Genomic DNA, 18252 nt, shown 5'->3' with positions numbered 1-18252 from the left:
CTGCGCGACCGGCCACGACGATCCCGCGGCCGACAACGCGCAAGCACCCCTACGGCGCCCCCGTCACACAGCCGACGTACCCGTGATCCGATCGATCGCCTGCCGAGCCTGCTCCGCCGGCGGCCGAGCCGGCAACGAGGACACCGAGGCGGACGAGGACACCGAAGCGGACGAGGTCACAGCCGGGGGCGCCGTCGGCGCCGCAGCCGGCTTCGCATGCGCCGCGGCGGGCCGAGCAGAGCGCAGCCGATGGCTGACCGCCTCGTCCAGCGTCACCGGCCGCTGCATCCGCGCCGCCAGCCGCCCGGCCTCCTGGCCGAGCGCGGCCACGTCTTCCCAGGGCAGCCGCACCACCAGCGAAATCTCGGCCTCACCATCGGGGGTGGCGTGCATCGCCGGGGCAACTCGGTCGTTCATCGCCTGTTCCTCACGTAGATCCGCGGTTGAGAAGTCATACGCACCACCCGCCCCGCACGTTCACCGGCGGCGGCGCCGAGGCCCACGCCGACACCGGGCACGCTGATTCCGGCCCCGTTTCCCGGGCACAAGTCCGGTGTGGTCATCCCCGTCCATGACGTGAACCCCGTGGGCCGCACGCCCTACGTGACCTACGCACTCATCGCCGCGAACGTCTTCGTCTTCGTCTTCATGCCGGGTCTCGCCGGTTCCGTGCCCGGCGACAGCGAGCTGGCCCGGCTGTGTCACACGCAGGCGTTCCTGGAGCAGTACGCGGCGGTGCCGCAGGAGTTGATCCGTCATCAGCTGCCGCAGCTGGTGCCCACCGGTGAACTCGCCCGGTCGGGCGGCTGTGCGCTGGGCCCGCCGGGCTACGACAAGTCGCCCGCGCTGTCCGTCCTCACCGCGCTGTTCCTGCACGGCGGCTGGCTGCACCTGCTGGGCAACATGCTCTTCCTGCTGATCTTCGGCACCACCATCGAGGACCGGCTGGGCCCCATACGGTTCGCGCTCTTCTACGTGGCCTGCGGCTACGCGGCGTCCTACGGCTACGCGTTCCTGAACGCCGACTCCGGCGAGCCGCTGATCGGCGCGTCCGGGGCCATCGCCGGAATCCTCGGCGCGTATCTCGTCCTCTATCCGAGGGCCAGGGTCTGGGTGCTCGTCCCGTTCCTGGTCTTCCTGCCCCTGAGACTGCCCGCGTGGCTGGTGCTGGGCTCCTGGTTCGTGCTCCAGGCGGTCTACTCGTCCGACGAGGGTGTCTCCGAGATCGGCTCGGTGGCGTACGCGGCCCACCTCGTCGGCTTCGTCGCGGGCATGCTCCTGGCCTGGCCCCTGCGCCCCGGCACCCCACCCCCGCCCGAGCCCCGCGGCCTGCTGTTCGGCCGCCGGGCCCGGCCCGGCTGGTGAAGCCGGGGCCCGGACCGGGCGCGGCGGCCCCCGCGTCGACAGGGGCTCAGGGAGGCGGCTGCTCAGCGCCCCGCTCCGTCGGAAAATGCGGCAGCACATGTTCCGCGAGCTCGGCCATCACCTCCCGTGCCGGACGCGTGTTGTGACGGAGGTTCAGGAGAAGCTGGTCGACGCCGCCCGCTTCGTACGCCTTGAAGAGCTCGATGAGCGGTTCGCGCCCCATGGACCAGCCCTGGGGAAGGGGCCGGGGTGCTGAGCGGGGGTCGTCGTGGAGGACGAGGTAGCCGGCCTGGGCGTACGGCTTGGAGCCGGGAGTGCCCGCCTCGCCGGTCAGGCGGCGCCAGCGGGCGGTGTTCATGCGCTGCTGTTCGACGGTGAGTGCGGTGTAGAGCCAGCCGTCGGCGTGTTCGGCGGTCCATTCCAGTGCCTGCCCGCCGCGGCCGGTCATGAGCATCGGCAGTCGGCCGTGGAGAGGTTTCGGTACGAGCTCGGTGCCGGGGCCCAGTTCTCCGAGCGGGGACGAGTATCCGCCGGTGGACGGTCCGGTGAGGTGGCGGAGATAGTCCCAGCCGTCGCGCAGCCGCGTTCCGATGTCCGCTCCGGTCAGACCGAAGGCGGGCATTTCGGCGGGGCGGTCCCCGGCGGCGATGCCGAGCAGCATCCGTCCCCGCGAGAGGTGGTCGGCGGAGACCGCGGCCTTGGCGACATGGGCGGGGTGGCGCAGGGGGAGCACGGTGCTGGCCGTGCCGAGGGTGATGCGCCGGGTGACGGTGGCCAGGGCCCCCAGGTACACCCAGGGGTCGTAGAGCTGTCCGCCGTCTCCCTGGCCGGGTACGAGGAGCGGGACGTCGCGCAGCCACAGCGACGCGAAGCCCAGGTCCTCGGCGGTGCGGGCGAGTTCCAGATGGCCCTCCATGCTGGGAAGGTCACCCGCGAACGACTCCAGCGGCGCGATCAGTCCCAGGGTCGCCCGGCCTCCGGGGAAGGCGCGTGCCATCCCCGGGTGCGCGGCGAAGGACGGTGACGGACAGGCCGCGAGGGGCTCAGTACGCATGGGACTCGGGGTGGGACCGGAGGGCCTGCTTCAACCGGGCGTTCTCCTCTTCCAGTCGCGCGATGCGCTGCCGGACCGGGCCGAGCGCTTCCTCCAACTCGGCTTCGGTGTAGCGGGGTTCGATGTGCTGAGGGCAGTTCCAGTCGTACGCCTCGACCTGGATGAGAACGATCCGCTCGACCGTCGCCGAGTAGCGACCGGGCAGCAGGTCGCCGGCCGACCCCGGCCACGCGTCGACGTGGGCGGTCCGGGCACGGCCGAGGATCTTCAGCCGGCTCCGGGACGGATAGTCCATGAGGAGCAGCGAGACGCGGTTGTCGGTGTCGAGGTTCCCGGTGGTGATGTACTGCTTGTTCCCCCGGTAGTCGGCGAAGCCCAGCGTCCGCTCGTCGAGCGCCCGCAGGAAACCCGGGGGGCCGCCACGGTGCTGTACATAGGGCCAGCCCGTGGAGCCCGTACTGGCGAGATAGAAGCTGGTCCTGGTGGCGGCGAACGCGGTCTCACGCCCGGTCAGACGGTCGGCGGTCTCGGGTCCCGCCGTCATGTGCGCGTAGTTGAGGCGGCTGCCCTGCCTCTCCTGGTGGTCGCGCACCTGCTCGGTGAACAGCAGCTGTCCATAGCGGCTTGTCATCGGCCGGGCCTACCACCAGTAGGTGGGGTAGCGGGCCGTTTTGCCACTGCGCCCCGCGACGATCCCGACGCCGACGATCACCAGCGTGGCGAGCAGCAGGAGCAACAGGAACAGGGCGGTCTGCGGCTCGGTGAGGACCACGATGACCGAGGTGGCGGCGGCGGGCGAGTGCGGTGTGCGGGCCGCGGCCATCGCGCCGATGGCCAGACCGCCGGCGACCGCCGCGGTCCAGATGGAGCTGCCGGCCACGGCCAGGCAGAGGAAGCCGACGACGGCGGAGACCAGCTGGCCGCCGACGACGCTGCGGGGCTGGGCGAGCGGGAGCGCCGGAGCGGCGAAGACGAGGGCCGCGCTGGCGGCGAGCGGCGGGATGAGCACCGTCTGGTCGAGCAGCTTGCCGGTGGCGACCAGGAGGACGAGCGCGACCACTCCGCCGAGGGTGGCGACCGAGATGAAGGAGGTGGCCGCGCGGGCCGGTGCCTTGCTGGAGAGTACGGCCGCTAACCGGCGGGGGGCAGGGCTTTCGGTGACCGGGGCGTCGGACACGGGGTTCCTTCCACGGGGACTGCACGGATGGATGAGCTAACGGATGAGCCAATGGACGAGCTAATGGATGAACAATAACAACAAGCATTAGCTGTGCGCAGGGTTTTCGATCAGGCCAGGATGGGGCGATGGGCGACACCACGAATCAGGTACGCGGCCGTTCAGCCGTCGAACAGCTCCCCCTGTCCGGCGAGCCCTTGCCGCTCGACCTGGTCAACACCACCTACATCAAGGGTGGGATGCGTGGCCGTCTCGTGGACGCGCTGACCCGGCCGGCGGATCTCGACGCCTGGCTGGAGTCGCACGCGGAGCGGTTCTCCCCTGCGCTGGCACACCCCCTCCGGCAGGCGGCGCCCTCGCGGCCCGCCCATGTCGACGCGTTCCTGGAACTCCGCCGCGCTCTGCGGGAACTGTGTGCCGTACGGACCTCGGGCGGGGCCCCGGACCCCGCGCACCTCGACGTGGTGAACGCGACGGCGCGGCTGGCCCTCCAGTGGCAGGAGCTGACCGCGGAGCCGGGTTTCCCGACCGTGCAGCGGTGGTTGGAGAGTGATCCTCGGCGGGTGGCCCTCGGGGAGGTGGCCGCGGCGGCGGTGTCCCTTTTCGGCGGGGAGCGGGCGGAGCGGCTGCGGGCCTGCGCCGCGCCCGGCTGCATCCTGTACTTCGTGCAAAGCCATGCCCGCCGCGAGTGGTGCACGGCGGGCTGTGGGAACCGGGTGCGCGTCGCCCGGCACAGCCGTCGCGTACGAGGGGACGACGGAACCGCCTGACGGATACGCGCACCCGGTCCCGGGTGGTCGGCCGCCGCCCTCAAGGGCGCGGCCGACCGGTCGGGCGGCTTTTCGGGTCGGTTCAGAACGGCCGGTTCAGAACGGTCGTCAGTTCAGAACGCTGCGGAACACCTGGTCGGAGACCTTGTAGCCGAGCGACAGGGCCGCGGTGTTGTCCCACTCGAAGTGCACACCGATGTACTTGCGGCTGTCGGCCTTCTCCTGCGCGGCGGCGCTCAGGCTGGTGAAGGAACGGGTGACACCCTTGGCCAGCGGGTCGTCCGTGCCGCCGGTGAAGGAGAGCTTGTCGGTGCCGAAGTAGCTCCGCAGGATGCCGGCCCACGCGGCGCCCACGCCGGAGTGACCGGAGACGTACGTCGGGAAGTTGGGGCTGAAGCTGTTGCCCGCGGTGTCCTGCTCCTCGGGCTGCCAGGCCGGATCGGGGACGATGTCCGGGTTCGGAGCCTCACCGGCGCGTGTGATGGCGTCCGCCGGACGCCACACGTCCCAGTCGGTGTTGTACTTGGAGTCCCAGATCGCGATCGCCGCGTCGGCGAGGGCGACCGAGGTGAGACCGAAGAGCTTGGCGCTCTCGAAGGAGCTGGCGTTCGGCCGGTACTTGCGGAAAATCACCAGGGTGTGGTCGTACTGCTGGCCGACCGGCTTGTACGTGCCGTCGATGTCGTTGGCCCAGTAGTGCGCGAGCCGGGTCTGGTCTGCGGTGCGGGCGGTGGAGTTCTTGCCGCCGATGCGCTTGATCTCGTTGACCTGCTTGGCGTACTCGGGGCTCTTCAGAAGCTCGTCGGCGGACTTGAACCCGCCGATCGTCCCCGGACGGAACTGCGAGCCGGACGTCAGCGCGAAGGGCTTGACCTTGCCCCAGTTGGGGGCGCCGGCCGGCTTGCCCGCGGCAGGCCTCCAGTGGCCGGGGGCATCGGTCACCACGTAGGGGGTGGTGTCGGCGGAGCCGTCGTTCACACGGTGGGCGAGCAGGGCGTCCGCGGTCTTGGTACCGAGGAGCCGCCCGCGCTCGCGCGTCGCCTCGGTGGAGCTGTCGGGCATGGCGAGCGCCGTCTTGAGCTTCGCGTCGAGGTCGGCGACCGGGTAGTTGGGGAAGGCCCCCCGCAGGCTGGTGTACGCCGCGTAGTCGATCGACGTGTTGAGGGCGCCGTACACACCGGCGGCGGTGGTGTCCTTGGTCAGGTACGGCTTGCCGATGGTCTGGATCGAGTTGACCGCGTCGTAGATCGCCAGATCCATGATCGCGCCGCCGCGGGTCAGCGGGCCGGGGGTTCCGCCGGTCTTGCGGAACACGTCCAGGATGGCGTTGTTCCAGTACAGGACGTGATCGTTGGCGCCTCGCGAAGTGTCGGCGACGGCCGGCGCGGACGGAGCGGCGACAGCGTCGGCCGGGGCCAGCACGGCGATCCCCGCGAGGGCCGTGGTGGCCACGACGGTCTTCAGTGAGGTTCTGCCCTGACGTGCGGAGCGGAGCATGAGGTGTCCCCTGTCGGTCTGGGCCGTGGAGAGGACTCGAGGGGCCCTTTCCACGGCGGTGCGGCTTCCGCCGAAAAACGTATGGCGTCCTCGCACTCCGTCACCGGGGTGATCACAGATGGCAGCGATCGGTTATTCCGATGCACCCGCGCAATGCTGCAGATTCATGGATTGTCCACCTCATCTAACGGACCACTCAACCTTCGACCGTTAGATTCGCGTCTGTCTGAGTGTGTCAGGTTCCCGAAAGGCGGTGATGCCGGGCGTAGTGCCGTGCGGCCCGGGCCCGGTTGCCGCAGCCCGTCGAGCACCACTCCCGGCGGGAGCGCGCGCGGTCGAAGAAGAAGACACACCCAGGCGCGGGGCAGGCCCGGGGCTCCATTCCCGACTCACCGCCCAGCAGGTCGACCAGAGCATGGGCGATCTCGACCTGGACGGCTACGATCGGCGGGGCCGTACCGACCTCCACGGCCATGGGCCGCCCGCCGGTGTTCCAGCGCAGCTGCGGCCAGGGCCTGCCCAGGCTCGACACCCTGTTGACCTGGGCCACGTCCCAGGGATCGGAATCGTGCTGGTGGACATAGGCGTCGACCAGTCGGCGGGCCGCATCCCTGAGCAGGACGAAGCAGTGCGTGTCGGAGGCGCCGATCCCGGACAGCGCGCTGTCCGGGATATGCGTCGCGAATCGGTGACGGCACGCGCCCAACCACCAGGCGACGTGCTCCGGGGTGCGGAAGCCGTCGCACAGCGCGCCGCGCACGGGGAAGACGGTGTTGACGAACTCAAGAGGCAGGGGTTCGCCGTTCAGCGGAGGGATGTCCGCCGGCGCCGAAGCAGGAGCGTCGGGGAGCATGAGGGGTCCTTACGGGGTGAATGGGGACGTGACTTGTCGGAGGCACATGCCTATGGCAGGATTCTTACATAACGCAACATCGATCACTGAGCCGTTAGAATGATGAGTGTCCCGGAAGAACGACCCTTGGGGAAGAGGGCCGCCTTTCCGGAGTGGCCGATTCCAGGGCACGCGTCGCGAGGTCTTTCCCGGCGCCCCTGCCGGAACGACCGGATCGGCTTTTTCCACAGGGGATACGTGTCTCATGGGGGGGACCGTGACGATAGATCTTGCGCTCTATCAACTCAGGACATTTCGTGAGGTCGCCCGGTTGGGGAGCCTCACCAAAGCCGCCAGAAGTCTGGGCTATGCACAGTCCAGCGTCACGTCTCATATTCGTTCGCTGGAATCGCGCGTCGGCATGCAGCTGGTCCAGCGACTGCCACACGGCGTCCGCCTGACAGCGTCGGGGGAAATATTTCACGAATACACGACTCGAATATTCCACGTCGTCGACGAAATGGCCAGCGCGCTCAATCCATCGGGCGAGACGGAGGGACGCACGACCATCGGCGCCTCGGCCCTGCTGCTGGAGACCCGGATCGGTTCGCTGATCCGTGACTGCCGCTACCGCTACCCCAAGGTCCAGGTCTCACCCCGGCAGTTGGCCATGAGCAACGCCTACGAGGCGGTACGCACCGGCGAGGTGGATGTGGCCCTGGTGCACGGCGACTGCTCCGCTCCCGAGAACGCGCCCGCCGGCATCGTCATCGAGGAGCTTCCCCCTCTCGAAGTGGTGCCGGTGGGATCCACGGCTCTCGTGGAGTCCGCGGACCTGGCTACCTCACTGGCCTCCGTCCGCGTGCTCGCGGTCGACCCCGACTGCGCCTCGCACCACATCCTGGTCACCGCCCTGCGCGAGGCGTACGGCATCGACCCGCAGGTCATCGAGGCCGGATCGATGGGCGGAGCCCGCCAGTTGGCCCGCACCGGATACGGCATCGCCATGCTTCCGAGCGAATCGTTACGTCAGCCCGAGGAGGGCCATCACCTGGCGGTGCTGCCGGGTCTCCCCCGGGCCCAGCTCGGGGTTCGCGCCCTGTGGGCCGGCCCGGAACTCGCCAGGGCGGCCGTCTCGGCCGTGTGCGACGTGGCGACGCGCGTCGGCAGGGAAGCGGTGACACAAATGGCGTGACGCCATTCAGTACCCCATCGAGAGGGCGGGTGGGGGTGCGGACCGATTCGGTCCGCACCCCCACCCGCCCTTTCTTTTTCCGGCCGCCATCGAAAATCTTGATAACGCCCATCGGCGGAAGCAGGGAACTACCCCGGCCAGGCCTGCATACGCTTCTCGAGGTATTCCAAGAAATCCCGAGAGGTAAACAGTGTCGGACATCTCTTATATCCCGAACGTGTTCCGCAGCGGCTTCGAACTCAGCGATCTCGCCTGGGTGCCCTGGTCCGAGCCGGGCCGTATCGGCGTGGAGCACCACGTGCTGTGGGCGCCGGACGAGTCGAAGAACGAGGACTCCGTCGGCCTGTTGCTCCGCTTTCCCCCGGGTGCGCACGGTGACTTCCACGAGCACCTCGGTTACGAGTTGATGCTGGTCCTCGACGGAGTGCTGGACCACAGCGACGGGATCTCGTACGTCAAGGGCGACCTCGTCGTCGAAGGTCCGGGCACCGAGCACCAGATGTCCAGCCGCACCGGCTGCACCGTGCTCGCCATCCGCACCCGTCCCGCCGCCGCCAGCACCCCGCAGAAGCCACTGCGCCCCGTCGGCGTCACCGCGGCCCCGTGACCGGACGGGGCGGGGGCTCCGCCGCCCTGACCGGGCCCCCGCCCCGTCCCCTGCCCTCTGCTTCTCCCGCACCCGCCATCCGCCATCCGCGGACCCGCTATTCCGCCAGTCGAAAGAGCCGTTCCTTGTCTTCGTACAGCGTCCAGTCCGTCCGCGCCGACCGGCCGGAAGCACCGGAACCCCTTGCCCATACCTCCGTCGAGCGCGGCGGCCACCACGTGCTCGTCTCCAGCGTCTCCTCGGACTCCCACACCTGGAACCTCGTCTTCCTTCAGCTCCTCCTCGAAGAGATGGGGCACGAGGTGACCAACATCGGCTCGTGCGTCCCCGACGACCTGCTCATCGAGGAATGCCGGCGTCTCAGGCCGGAGCTGGTCGTCATCAGCAGCGTCAACGGACACGGCGCGCTCGACGGCGCCCGAGCGGTCCGCCGCCTGCGCGACGAACCGGACCTGCGCGATCTGCGGATCGTCATCGGCGGCAAGCTGGGGGTGCGCGGCGCCGAAGCGGGCACCTACGGGCCGGAGTTGATGTCCGCCGGGTTCGACGCCGTCTTCGAGGACGCGGCCGGAGTCGCCGAGTTCCGCCGCTATCTCACCCAGGCCCCCCGGCAGGCACTCACCGCTGTGGGGGCGCGGTGACCGGCTCCCACCCCGTCCCGGCCCGGAGTCGCGACGTCACGCACCCCGACGGTGGGCCGGGCGTGTTCTCGTCGGCGGTCGCCGCCGCCCGCCGGGCCGGGGAACTGGTCGTGCAGCCCCGGATGGGCTTCGCCGACCTGCCGCGCATGCGCGCGGGACTGCGCGCCGTCAAGCAGGCCCGCGCCCGCGCGGTGGGCACCCTCACGATCGACAGCTACACCCGTGTCGGGGACATCGCGTCAGCCCGCCACGCGCTCGCCGAGGGCACCGACCTCAACGGCTACCCCATCGTCGCCCACGGCGCCGACACCACCCGCGACCTCGTGTCGGGCCTCTCAGGCGACGGATTCGCCGTCCAGGTACGGCACGGCTCGGCCGATCCGCTCCACATCGTCCGCGCCCTCCTGGACGCCGGACTCGATGCCACCGAGGGCGGGCCGGTCTCGTACTGCCTGCCCTACAGCAGAACCCCGATCCGTGAGTCGGTGGACGCCTGGGCGCGCAGCTGCGAACTGCTGGCGTCGCGACCGGGCACGCACCTGGAGAGCTTCGGCGGCTGCATGCTCGGCCAGCTCTGCCCTCCGGGTCTGCTCATCGCGTTGTCCGTACTGGAAGGGATCTTCTTCCGGCAGCACGGGCTGCGCAGCATCTCCCTCAGCTACGCCCAGCAGACCCACCACGACCAGGACGTCGAGGCACTGCTGGCCCTGCGCACCCTGGCCGGGGAGCACCTGGCCGGCCTCGACTGGCACGTCGTGCTCTACACGTACATGGGTGTGTTCCCGCGCACCACCGAGGGCGCCCTCGCGCTGCTGCGGGACAGCGCCCGGCTGGCCGCACTCACCGGCACCGAGCGCCTGATCGTCAAGACGCCGGCCGAGGCGCACCGGATCCCCACCATCCAGGACAACGTCCACGCGTTGGAGGAGGCCGCGCTGGCCGCCGCCGCGGAGCGGGGGCGCACGCCGGACGCCGGGGACGAGTACGGCGTGCTCGCCGAGGCGCGGTCCCTCGTCGAGGCGGTCCTGGAGATCCACCCCGACATGGGCCGCGCCCTGACGGAGGCGTTCCGCCGCGGCATCCTCGACGTTCCGTACTGTCTGCACGCCGACAACGCCCAGCGCTCACGCAGCTACATCGACGCGCGCGGCAGCCTCCAGTGGTACACGACCGGCTCCATGCCGATCCGCGCGCTGCCTGCGCCGGGGCGTGAGCGCCTACGCGCCGACGACCTGCTCGGCATGCTCTCGCACATCCAGGAGTCCTTCGACCGGGCCGCGGCGGTCCACGGCGGCGAGCACGGCGACAGCGCCGCCCTGCCCGTGTGACCGATCCGCCCGGTTACCCGTGCGGCTCCGGTGCCGTGCGGCTTCCTTTTCGCGCGTTCCTCCTCACCACCAAGGAATTCCCTGTGTCCGGATACTCATCCGATACGCGCCCACTGATCATCGCCGTCGTCGGCAGCGGCCCCCGGGGCATCTCCGTCCTGGAGCGGCTCGCCGTCCGTGCCACGGCCGAGGCCGAACGGGCCGCCCACGGCACCACGCCCCGTCCCGTGCGGATCCACCTCGTCGACGCGACCGAGGTCGGCGCCGGCCGGGTGTGGCGCACGGACCAGGACCCCTGGTTCACCATGAACACCGTCATCAGCCAAGTGACCATGTACTCCGGTGCCCCGGACGGCGGCCCCCACCGCCCGGGCGCCGGCCCCTCCCTCGGCGAGTGGATCGCACAGCGCGCCGAGGCGGGAGAGGAACCGCTGGGACCGGACGACTACGCGCCCCGCGTCCGCTACGGGCAGTACCTCGCCGATGTCCACCAGAGCATCGTGGACAACCTGCCCCCGCATGTGGAGGTCGTCCCCGTCACCGGCCGGGTGACCGCGCTGCGCACCGGCGCGGACAGCGGCTATCTGCTCAGCCTCGACACGGCTCCGCATCTGCTGGAGGCCGACCGGGTCGTGCTCGCCACCGGGCACCCCGTCAACTCCCCGGACGACTTCGAGCGAAAGATGCTGGCCTTCACGGGACGCACGCCCGGCACGCACTATCTGTGCGGCGACTCGGCGGCCGACATGCCGCTGGGCGAGGACACGATCCCGGCCGGCGGCACCGTGGGCATCCGTGGTCTCGGGCTGTCCTTCTACGACGTGATGCTGTCGCTGACCGTCGGCCGCGGTGGCGAGTTCGACACCGGCGAGGACGGGGAGCTGGTGTACCGGGCGAGCGGCCGGGAGCCGAGGATCGTCGCCGGTTCGCGCAGCGGGCTGCCCATCCCGGCGCGCGGGCGCAACCAGAAGCGGCCGGACTTCAGCCACAAGGCGCTGTTCCTCACCGCGGACGCGCTGCGCGCGGCCCGCGCCGCCCGCCTCAAGGAGTCCGGCGGCGACCAGCTGGACTTCGCCGCGGACGTGCTGCCGCTGCTGCTCCAGGAGGTCGAGCACGTCTACTACGTCACGCACGTCCGGATCTCCCGCGGCCGGACGGCGGCGGAGGTGTTCGCCGATGCTCACGCCGCCGCGCTGCGCGCCGGACAGGAGCGGGGCCCCCTGCTGTCGGCCATGGGCCTCGACGGCGTACCGCCGATCGATCTCGACGCCCTGGCCCGGCCCTTCGGCGAGACTCGGTTCGCCTCCGGCGAGGAGTTCCGCGAGCGGCTGCTGAAGGTGGTGGACGAGGATCTGGCGGCTGCCGCGCTCGGCACCCTGGACGGGCCGTTGAAGTCCGCGCTGGACGTCCTGCGTGACATCCGCAACGTCGTTCGGGAGGCGGTCGACTACGGCGGTCTGCTTCCCGAGTCGCACACGGGCTTCTTCCACCGCCGGTTCCTGCCCGTCAACGCCCTGCTGTCCGCCGGTCCCCCGATGTCCCGCGTCGAGCAGCTGCGGGCGCTGATCCGCCAGGGGCTGGTGGAAGTGGCCGGCCCCGGGACCGACTTCGGGACCGATGAGCGGGCCGGTGGCTTCAGAGTCGTCTCACCGCAGGTGGCGGGCTCGGCCCGACTGGTGCACACCCTGATCGACGCCCGTATCCCGACACCCGACCTGCGCCGTGACACCTCACCCCTGACACAGCAGCTCGTCGCGGAGGGCATGGTCCGCCCGTACGTGATCGACGGGCCGGGCGGCAGTCGTCATGTCACCGGGGGCATGGATGTCACCGTCAGCCCGTTCCACGTCGTGAACGCGGAGGGCAGGGCGCAGCCCGATCTGTACGCCATCGGTATCCCGACCGAGCACACCCGCTGGTTCACCCAGGTCGGCAGCAGCCGCCCGGGAGTGTCCACGCTCTTCTACCGGGACGCCGACGCCATCGCGGTGGACGCCCTGCGCCCGGTCGAGCAGCCACGCCCCGCGGCCGAGCCGGTGATCATCCCGCATCAGTCGGGCAGCGGCTCCGGCGTGGTCGGCGCCCGCAGGGGGGACTCGGCATGAGGGCGCTGTCGCCCGCGGAGGAGTTCCTGGCGGCCAGGGACCTCCTGCTGCTGCACCGTAGCGACCGGGCCAAGGCCGTCGCGGAGTTCCGATGGCCTCGTCCGGCCGAGTTCAACTGGGCTCTCGACTGGTTCGACAGCGTCGCCGCACGGCAGGACCGCGCCGCGCTGCGGATCGTCGGTTCCGGCGGCCCCGAGACCGACCGACTGATCGGGTACGGGGAACTGGCCCGGCGCTCCGGGCAGGTGGCGAACTGGCTGCGGTCGATCGGGGTACGGCGCGGTGACCCACTGCTGCTGATGCTCGGCAACCGTGAGGAGGTGTGGGAGACGATGCTCGCCGCCATCAAGCTCGGCGTGATCGTCATCCCCACCTACACCACCGCGACCCCGCAGGAGCTGACCGACCGGCTGCTGCGCGGCGGCGTGCGGTACGTCGTCGCCGAGTCCGAGCTGGCGGACCGTTTCGCGGGAGCCCCCGGCGGCTGGACCGGTATCGGTGTCGGCGGCGGCGACCTGGCCGGGGGCTGGCTGCGGTACGAGGACTCGGCCGGCGCGGCCGTGGGCTTCGCCCCCGGCGGGCCCACGCGCGCGGACGATCCGCTGTTCCGCTACTTCACCTCGGGTACGACGTCGAAGCCCAAGATGGTGGAGCACACGCACGTCAGCTATCCGGTCGGGCATCTCTCCGGCATGTACTGGAACGGGGTCCGGCCCGGCGACGTGCATCTCAACATCTCCGCTCCCGGCTGGGCCAAGCATGCCTGGAGCTCGCTGTTCGTGCCGTGGAACGCGGAGGCGACCGTCGTCGCGCTGGACGCCGCGCGCAGCACGCCCGTCGAGATCCTGGGCATCCTGCGGAGCCGGCGGATCTCGACGTTCTGCGCGCCGCCGACGGTGTGGCGCGGCATGGCGGCCGAGGGCCTGGGGCCCCGGCCGCCCGCCCTGCGGGAGGCCGTGGCGGCCGGTGAACCGTTGGAGCCGTCGCTGATCGAACTGGTCGAGCGGGAGTGGGGAATCGGCCTGCGGGACGGCTACGGGCAGACGGAGACCACCGGTCAGATCGGCAATCCCCCGGGGTGTCCGCCCGCGCCCGGGAGCATGGGCTTCCCGCTGCCCGGCTACACGGTCGTGCTGCTCGACCCGGAGACCGGGCAGGAGGTCCCGGACGGTCGGCCGGGTGAGATCTGTCTGGACCTGACGGACCGCCCGGTGGGTCTGATGCGGGGTTATGTGGGAGACGAGGCCCGTACGGACAAGGCATTCGCCGACGGCTACTACCACACGGGGGATCTCGCGCTGCGCACCCCGGACGGCGCGCTCACCTATCTGGCGCGCGCCGACGACATGTTCAAGGCGTTCGACCACCGGATCTCCCCGCGTGAGCTGGAGGAGGTGCTGCTGCGCCACCCGGCGGTGGCCGACGCGGCCGTGGTGCCGGTGCCCGATCCCGTGGGCCTGTGGGCGCCCAAGGCCTATGTGGTCGCCGTGGCGGACCACCCTGTCGGAGCCGGTACGGCACACGGGATTCTGGAGCGGGTGCGGGCGGAGCTGCCGCCCGAGAAGTGGGTGCGGGTGATCGAGTTCGTGCCATTCCTGCCGCGCACCACCTCGGGGAAGATCCGCCGCGCCGAGCTGAGGGAGCGGGCGGCGGGCGGCGTCGAGTACCGCATCGACGTGCCGGAGACCCACGGAGACTGACCGCGTACCTCTCGTGCCGCGGCCGGTCGGACACCCGCCAGGGGACCGTGCGCGAGGGGACCGTACGCAAGGGGACCGTACGCAAGGCCCGGCCTCGGATGTTCACGAGGTCCGGGCCCCTTGGCGTACCCACACAGGCCGGCGCCACGGCGTCGCGGGCCCGATGCGCTCCGCTCAGAGAGGGCTGTGGCGGGCGTAGTGGCGGCGCGCCTTGGCACGGTTGCCGCAGCCCGCCATCGAGCACCAGCGCCGGGTCCCGTTCTTCGAGACGTCGTAGAAGTGCAGCACGCAGGCGTCGTTGGCGCAGGGCCGTATCCGGTCGGGGCGGTCGGCGAGCAGCCGCAGGAAGTCCTCGGCCGCCGACCAGGCCGGCAGCCAGGACGGCGCCTCCACCTCGACCACGGTGTCCGGTCGGCCGTCGGGGCGCAGCAGGTGGCGGACCAGGCCGTGCGCCAGGACGTCGTTGAGGGCGGTCACGGCGGCCGGCGTCGGACGGTCCGGGTCGGTGACGGCCCGGTCCAGGGCGGCGCGCGCCCCGAGGAGCCGGTCCAGCGTGCTCTCGTCGGCCGGTACGGGACGGTCGCCGAGGCTCTGGCGGACCGGTGGGCTGCCCAGCCACACCGCCAGGCCCGCGACGGAGTCGAGCAGGTCGTGGCGCCCCTCGGCGTCGATCCACCGGGTGTTGAGCAGGTCGATGGAAAGGGGCTCACCGGTCAGCGGCCGGGGGTCGGCCTCGATGGGTGACGACACAGGCCAGGTCCTTCCTGCGGGGCGGAGACGGGTATCACCCCACCAACGATAACCGGTCATTCCTTGATCACCGGTTGACGATCCTCGACCCTAACCACTAACTTCGTTTTCACCGGTTACGAGGAACGCCTCGTGGCCCCTACAGAAGGCAGATCGACGATGAGCAAGGCACCCAACCTGCAAACCGGTCACGTCGGACTGAACGTCACCGACATGGACCGCTCGCTGCCGTTCTACCGCGAGGTCTTCGACTTCGACGTGCTGGCCGAGGGCAAGGACGAGGGCCGCCGCTGGGCCTTCCTCGGCCGCGACTCCCGCCTGCTCGTCACCCTCTGGCAGCAGAGCGACACCCCCTTCGCCGCGGACCGGGCCGGCCTGCATCACCTCTCCTTCCAGGTCGACACCATCGAAGAGGTCAGGGCCACCGAAGAGGTGCTGCGCGGCCTGGGCGCCGAGTTCAGCTACGACGGCGTCGTGCCGCACGGCGAGAGCGCCACCTCCGGCGGCATCTTCTTCACCGACCCCGACGGCATCCGCCTGGAGATCTACGCCCCCACCGGAGCCGACCCGGCCGACGCTCCCACCACCGGCGCGCCGACCTGCGGCTTCTTCTAGGAAGCGGTCGCACCCCCTCGGTCACTCCCCCTTCGGTCACTCCCCCTTCGGTCGCTCCCCCCTTCGGTCACTTCCCCCTGTCGGACCCCTCGGAAAGGAATGCCGTGGCTACCTATCACAGCGGTGAACTCGCGGTGCAGCAGCGTGCGGCCCTCACCGACCAGGCACGCTTCTCCCTCGGCGGCATCGGCGACTCCGTCCCCGCCGTCGCGGCGGCATTCCTCGCCGAGCAGCCGATGATCGTCGTGGGGAGCACCGATCGCGCGGGCCGGATCTGGGCCACCCAACTGACGGGGGCACCCGGGTTCCTCCGGGTGCCCGACCCCCGCACCCTCGTCATCGACGCGCTCCCGCTCCCCGAGGACCCGCTGTCGGCGGTCATGGCGCAGGCCGGGGCCGAAGGTCCGGCCAGGATCGGGATGATCGCCATCGAGCCCGCCACCCGGCGCCGGATGCGGATGAACGGCACGGCCGTCCGGGACGGGGGCGGCCTGCGCGTCGACCTCGACCAGGTCATCGCCAACTGCCCCAAGTACATACAGAAGCGCGACCACCACACCCTGCCGCCGAGCGAGGAGGCGAGGGCGGCCGGAGCCCGTACCGTCACCGACGGCACGGAACTCAGCGCCGCCCAGCACCGGGCGGTGAGCACCGCGGACACCTTCTTCATCGCCACCGCCTCCGACCGGGGCGACGCGGACGCCTCGCACCGCGGCGGGAACCCCGGCTTCGTACGGGTTCTCTCCCCGACGCTGCTGCGCTGGCCCGACTACGTGGGGAACGCCATGTTCCTCACGCTCGGCAACCTGATGCTCAACCCGGCCGCGGGCCTCGTCGTCCCCGACTGGGAGACGGGTTCCACGCTCCAACTGACCGGCACCACCCGCATCGTGTGGGACGCCGAGGAGATCGCGCGGGTCCCCGGCGCGCAGCGCCTGGTGGAGTTCTCCGTCGAGGCCGTACGGGAGATCTCCGCGGCCTCGCCCCTGCGCTGGACGGCGCCCGGCTACTCCCGCTTCAACCCGCCGGTGGCCTGAGCGGCACCGGCCCCCTCCACTCGACCCACTCGACCTTGCACCAGCAACGGAGCCAGACATGCAGATCACCGTGGACATGAGCCTCTGTGAGAGCCACGGGCAGTGCGTCTTCGCGGCGCCCGAGATCTTCTCCTTCGACGACGAGGACTACCTCGTGTACGACGCCGGTCCGTCCGAGGCCCTGCGCGACAAGGCCGAGAAGGCCGCCGCGGTCTGCCCGGTGCGAGCCGTCACCGTCGGTCCGGCCGCCTCGTGAGCCGCACCGACCCCCGCGACCTGCTGATCGTGGGTGCCTCCCTGGCCGGCCTGCGGACCGCCGAGGCCCTGCGCGCCCAGGGCTTCCCCGGGACGCTGACCATCGTCGGCGACGAACCTCACCACCCCTACGACCGTCCGCCCCTGTCGAAGCAGGTGCTGACCTCCGACGGGCGGCCCCCCGGCACCGCACTGCCGTCGTCCGGGGACCTCGATGCCCGCTGGCTCCTCGGCCGGCCGGCGGTCGGCCTCGATGAGCGCACGAGGACCGTCACCCTGTCCGACGGGTCTCGCCTGCCGTTCGACGGGCTCCTCATCGCGACCGGTTCGACCGCGCGCGGCTGGCCCTCGGACCGACCGGCACCGCCGCGGGGTGTGGTCACCCTCCGCGGCCGGGACGACGCGCTGGCGCTGCGGGCCGAACTCGTGCCGGGGCGTCGGCTCGTCGTCGTCGGGGCGGGTTTCCTCGGCGGCGAGATCGCGGCCGCCGCCCGTGGCCGGGGTCTGCACGTCACTCTGGTCGAGGCGGGCTCCCAGCCACTGGAACGTGCCATCGGCGCCGCGGGCGGCGCGTACATGGCCGCGCTGCACCGCGAGGCGGGCATCGACCTGCGCACCGGCACCACGGTCACGGACTTCCGCTCGTCCGCCGACGGCCGGATCGCCGGCGTCCGGCTCTCGGACGGCACCGAACTGCCCGCCGACAGTGCCGTGCTCGCCCTCGGAGCGGTCCCCGCGACCGGCTGGCTGGCCGGCTCCGCCCTCGCGGTCGAGGGCGGGGTGCGCTGCGATCCGTATCTGCGCGTCCTGCGCCCCGACGGGACGGTCGTGCCCGATGTGGTCGCCGCCGGAGACGTCGCCAAGGTGCCGCAACCGCTGGCCGACGGTGAGGCGCTGGCGCTGGGCCACTGGACCAACGCCGTGGAACACGCGGCCACCGCCGCGCACACGCTCCTCAACCCGGCGGCACCGCAGCCCTACAGGGGCGTGCCGTCCTTCTGGTCGGACCTGCACGCCGTCAAGATCCGCTCGGTCGGTCTGCCGGCCGCGGCGGACGAGGCCCACGTCGTCGAGTACGACCTCGAAGCCCGCCGCCTCGAAATCGCCTACCACCGGGCGGGCCGACTCGTCGGAGCCCTGACCATCGGCCGGACGAGCCGCCTCGCGGCCTACCGCAACGCGCTGCGGCACCCCCTGGAGGAGCGGCCGCGGACCGCCGCCTGACGAACACCCGCACGGCGGGTCCGTACCCGCTGCTGCCGGAGTACGGACCCGCCGCACGGTCGAGGGCTGCCGGCATCGCGAACGTGCCGTCCCGGTGGGT

19 protein-coding genes and 1 pseudogene are annotated in these 18252 nt (G+C 71.3%); 13 read left to right on the top strand and 7 right to left on the bottom strand.

Features of this window, described 5'->3' with window-relative positions; all coding sequences use genetic code 11:
* Window positions 1–63: 63 nt before the first annotated feature.
* Window positions 64–417 (bottom strand): hypothetical protein, encoded by a 354-nt coding sequence (locus OG202_RS37230; protein WP_327727386.1) that lies wholly within the window; start codon window positions 415–417, stop codon window positions 64–66.
* Window positions 418–555: 138 nt separating this feature from the next.
* On the opposite strand from OG202_RS37230, the gene OG202_RS37225 reads away from it, so the two are divergent.
* A complete protein-coding gene (locus tag OG202_RS37225; protein WP_326575779.1) occupies window positions 556–1365 on the top strand; it encodes a rhomboid family intramembrane serine protease in 810 nt (269 codons plus the stop codon).
* 46 nt (window positions 1366–1411) lie between these two features.
* On the opposite strand, the gene OG202_RS37220 is transcribed toward OG202_RS37225, so the two are convergent.
* The 3 genes from OG202_RS37220 to OG202_RS37210 are packed head-to-tail and all read right to left on the bottom strand — an operon-like array spanning window position 1412 to window position 3596.
* Window positions 1412–2419, bottom strand: coding sequence for a TIGR03571 family LLM class oxidoreductase (locus OG202_RS37220; protein ID WP_327727387.1), 1008 nt, complete (start codon window positions 2417–2419; stop codon window positions 1412–1414).
* Window positions 2409–3050: a pyridoxamine 5'-phosphate oxidase family protein gene (locus OG202_RS37215; RefSeq protein WP_326575783.1), complete on the bottom strand. Its 642-nt coding sequence runs from the start codon at window positions 3048–3050 to the stop codon at window positions 2409–2411. The genes OG202_RS37220 and OG202_RS37215 overlap by 11 nt, the downstream gene beginning before the upstream one ends.
* Before the next feature lie 9 nt (window positions 3051–3059).
* A complete protein-coding gene (locus tag OG202_RS37210; RefSeq protein ID WP_326575785.1) occupies window positions 3060–3596 on the bottom strand; it encodes an HPP family protein in 537 nt (178 codons plus the stop codon).
* A gap of 128 nt (window positions 3597–3724) precedes the next feature.
* Between OG202_RS37210 and OG202_RS37205 the strand changes: the two genes are divergently transcribed.
* On the top strand, window positions 3725–4366 hold the full coding sequence (locus tag OG202_RS37205) for a CGNR zinc finger domain-containing protein (RefSeq protein ID WP_327727388.1): 642 nt from the start codon (window positions 3725–3727) through the stop codon (window positions 4364–4366).
* Between the two features lie 108 nt (window positions 4367–4474).
* Here OG202_RS37205 and OG202_RS37200 read toward each other — a convergent pair whose 3' ends face one another.
* Complete coding sequence (locus OG202_RS37200) at window positions 4475–5863, bottom strand: vanadium-dependent haloperoxidase (RefSeq protein ID WP_328224215.1); 1389 nt, start codon at window positions 5861–5863, stop codon at window positions 4475–4477.
* A 235-nt stretch (window positions 5864–6098) separates the two neighbouring features.
* On the bottom strand, window positions 6099–6716 hold the full coding sequence (locus OG202_RS37195) for a CGNR zinc finger domain-containing protein (RefSeq protein ID WP_328224214.1): 618 nt from the start codon (window positions 6714–6716) through the stop codon (window positions 6099–6101).
* Between the two features lie 244 nt (window positions 6717–6960).
* Between OG202_RS37195 and OG202_RS37190 the strand changes: the two are divergent.
* From OG202_RS37190 to OG202_RS37160, 7 genes and pseudogenes are all read left to right on the top strand, one after another.
* Window positions 6961–7158 (top strand): annotated as a pseudogene (locus tag OG202_RS37190) (helix-turn-helix domain-containing protein); the annotation flags it as partial.
* A gap of 57 nt (window positions 7159–7215) precedes the next feature.
* Entirely contained in the window at window positions 7216–7890 is a 675-nt protein-coding gene (locus tag OG202_RS37185) for a substrate-binding domain-containing protein (RefSeq protein ID WP_328224761.1), read from the top strand.
* Window positions 7891–8080: 190 nt separating this feature from the next.
* Entirely contained in the window at window positions 8081–8497 is a 417-nt protein-coding gene (locus tag OG202_RS37180; RefSeq protein ID WP_326575791.1) for a cupin domain-containing protein, read from the top strand.
* 125 nt (window positions 8498–8622) lie between these two features.
* Window positions 8623–9138, top strand: coding sequence for a cobalamin B12-binding domain-containing protein (locus OG202_RS37175; protein ID WP_326575793.1), 516 nt, complete (start codon window positions 8623–8625; stop codon window positions 9136–9138).
* A complete protein-coding gene (locus OG202_RS37170; protein ID WP_328224213.1) occupies window positions 9135–10466 on the top strand; it encodes a methylaspartate mutase in 1332 nt (443 codons plus the stop codon). Before OG202_RS37175 ends, OG202_RS37170 begins: the two co-directional genes overlap by 4 nt.
* Window positions 10467–10549: 83 nt before the next feature.
* Complete coding sequence (locus OG202_RS37165; RefSeq protein ID WP_327727389.1) at window positions 10550–12571, top strand: FAD/NAD(P)-binding protein; 2022 nt, start codon at window positions 10550–10552, stop codon at window positions 12569–12571.
* On the top strand, window positions 12568–14271 hold the full coding sequence (locus OG202_RS37160; protein WP_328224212.1) for an AMP-binding protein: 1704 nt from the start codon (window positions 12568–12570) through the stop codon (window positions 14269–14271). Before OG202_RS37165 ends, OG202_RS37160 begins: the two co-directional genes overlap by 4 nt.
* Before the next feature lie 174 nt (window positions 14272–14445).
* Here OG202_RS37160 and OG202_RS37155 read toward each other — a convergent pair whose 3' ends face one another.
* A complete protein-coding gene (locus OG202_RS37155) occupies window positions 14446–15021 on the bottom strand; it encodes a CGNR zinc finger domain-containing protein (RefSeq protein ID WP_328224211.1) in 576 nt (191 codons plus the stop codon).
* A 159-nt stretch (window positions 15022–15180) separates the two neighbouring features.
* On the opposite strand from OG202_RS37155, the gene OG202_RS37150 reads away from it, so the two are divergent.
* From OG202_RS37150 to OG202_RS37135, 4 genes are all read left to right on the top strand, one after another.
* Window positions 15181–15636: a VOC family protein gene (locus tag OG202_RS37150; RefSeq protein WP_326575803.1), complete on the top strand. Its 456-nt coding sequence runs from the start codon at window positions 15181–15183 to the stop codon at window positions 15634–15636.
* A gap of 104 nt (window positions 15637–15740) precedes the next feature.
* The gene (locus OG202_RS37145; RefSeq protein ID WP_327727391.1) at window positions 15741–16673 is read left to right on the top strand and encodes a pyridoxamine 5'-phosphate oxidase family protein; all 933 of its coding nucleotides are present in this window, start codon (window positions 15741–15743) and stop codon (window positions 16671–16673) included.
* Between the two features lie 58 nt (window positions 16674–16731).
* Window positions 16732–16929 (top strand): ferredoxin, encoded by a 198-nt coding sequence (locus tag OG202_RS37140; protein WP_326575807.1) that lies wholly within the window; start codon window positions 16732–16734, stop codon window positions 16927–16929.
* Complete coding sequence (locus OG202_RS37135; protein WP_328224210.1) at window positions 16926–18152, top strand: NAD(P)/FAD-dependent oxidoreductase; 1227 nt, start codon at window positions 16926–16928, stop codon at window positions 18150–18152. Before OG202_RS37140 ends, OG202_RS37135 begins: the two co-directional genes overlap by 4 nt.
* Window positions 18153–18252 lie beyond the last annotated feature (100 nt).

Origin of the sequence: Streptomyces sp. NBC_00310, from assembly GCF_036208085.1 — a bacterium.
Taxonomy (GTDB): Bacteria; Actinomycetota; Actinomycetes; order Streptomycetales; family Streptomycetaceae; genus Streptomyces.
The sequence above is the reverse complement of the archived record's forward strand: the minus strand, read 5'-3'. Positions and strand labels throughout refer to the sequence as shown.

What these genes read in the sequence shown, in the direction of transcription:
- OG202_RS37140 (WP_326575807.1), top strand. Translation starts at nt 16,732, where the DNA reads ATGCAGATCACCGTGGACATGAGCCTCTGTGAGAGCCACGGGCAGTGC.
- OG202_RS37220 (WP_327727387.1), bottom strand. Translation starts at nt 2,419, where the DNA reads ATGCGTACTGAGCCCCTCGCGGCCTGTCCGTCACCGTCCTTCGCCGCG.
- OG202_RS37150 (WP_326575803.1), top strand. Translation starts at nt 15,181, where the DNA reads ATGAGCAAGGCACCCAACCTGCAAACCGGTCACGTCGGACTGAACGTC.
- OG202_RS37185 (WP_328224761.1), top strand. Translation starts at nt 7,216, where the DNA reads ATGGCCAGCGCGCTCAATCCATCGGGCGAGACGGAGGGACGCACGACC.
- OG202_RS37215 (WP_326575783.1), bottom strand. Translation starts at nt 3,050, where the DNA reads ATGACAAGCCGCTATGGACAGCTGCTGTTCACCGAGCAGGTGCGCGAC.
- OG202_RS37160 (WP_328224212.1), top strand. Translation starts at nt 12,568, where the DNA reads ATGAGGGCGCTGTCGCCCGCGGAGGAGTTCCTGGCGGCCAGGGACCTC.
- OG202_RS37230 (WP_327727386.1), bottom strand. Translation starts at nt 417, where the DNA reads ATGAACGACCGAGTTGCCCCGGCGATGCACGCCACCCCCGATGGTGAG.
- OG202_RS37205 (WP_327727388.1), top strand. Translation starts at nt 3,725, where the DNA reads ATGGGCGACACCACGAATCAGGTACGCGGCCGTTCAGCCGTCGAACAG.
- OG202_RS37200 (WP_328224215.1), bottom strand. Translation starts at nt 5,863, where the DNA reads ATGCTCCGCTCCGCACGTCAGGGCAGAACCTCACTGAAGACCGTCGTG.
- OG202_RS37195 (WP_328224214.1), bottom strand. Translation starts at nt 6,716, where the DNA reads ATGCTCCCCGACGCTCCTGCTTCGGCGCCGGCGGACATCCCTCCGCTG.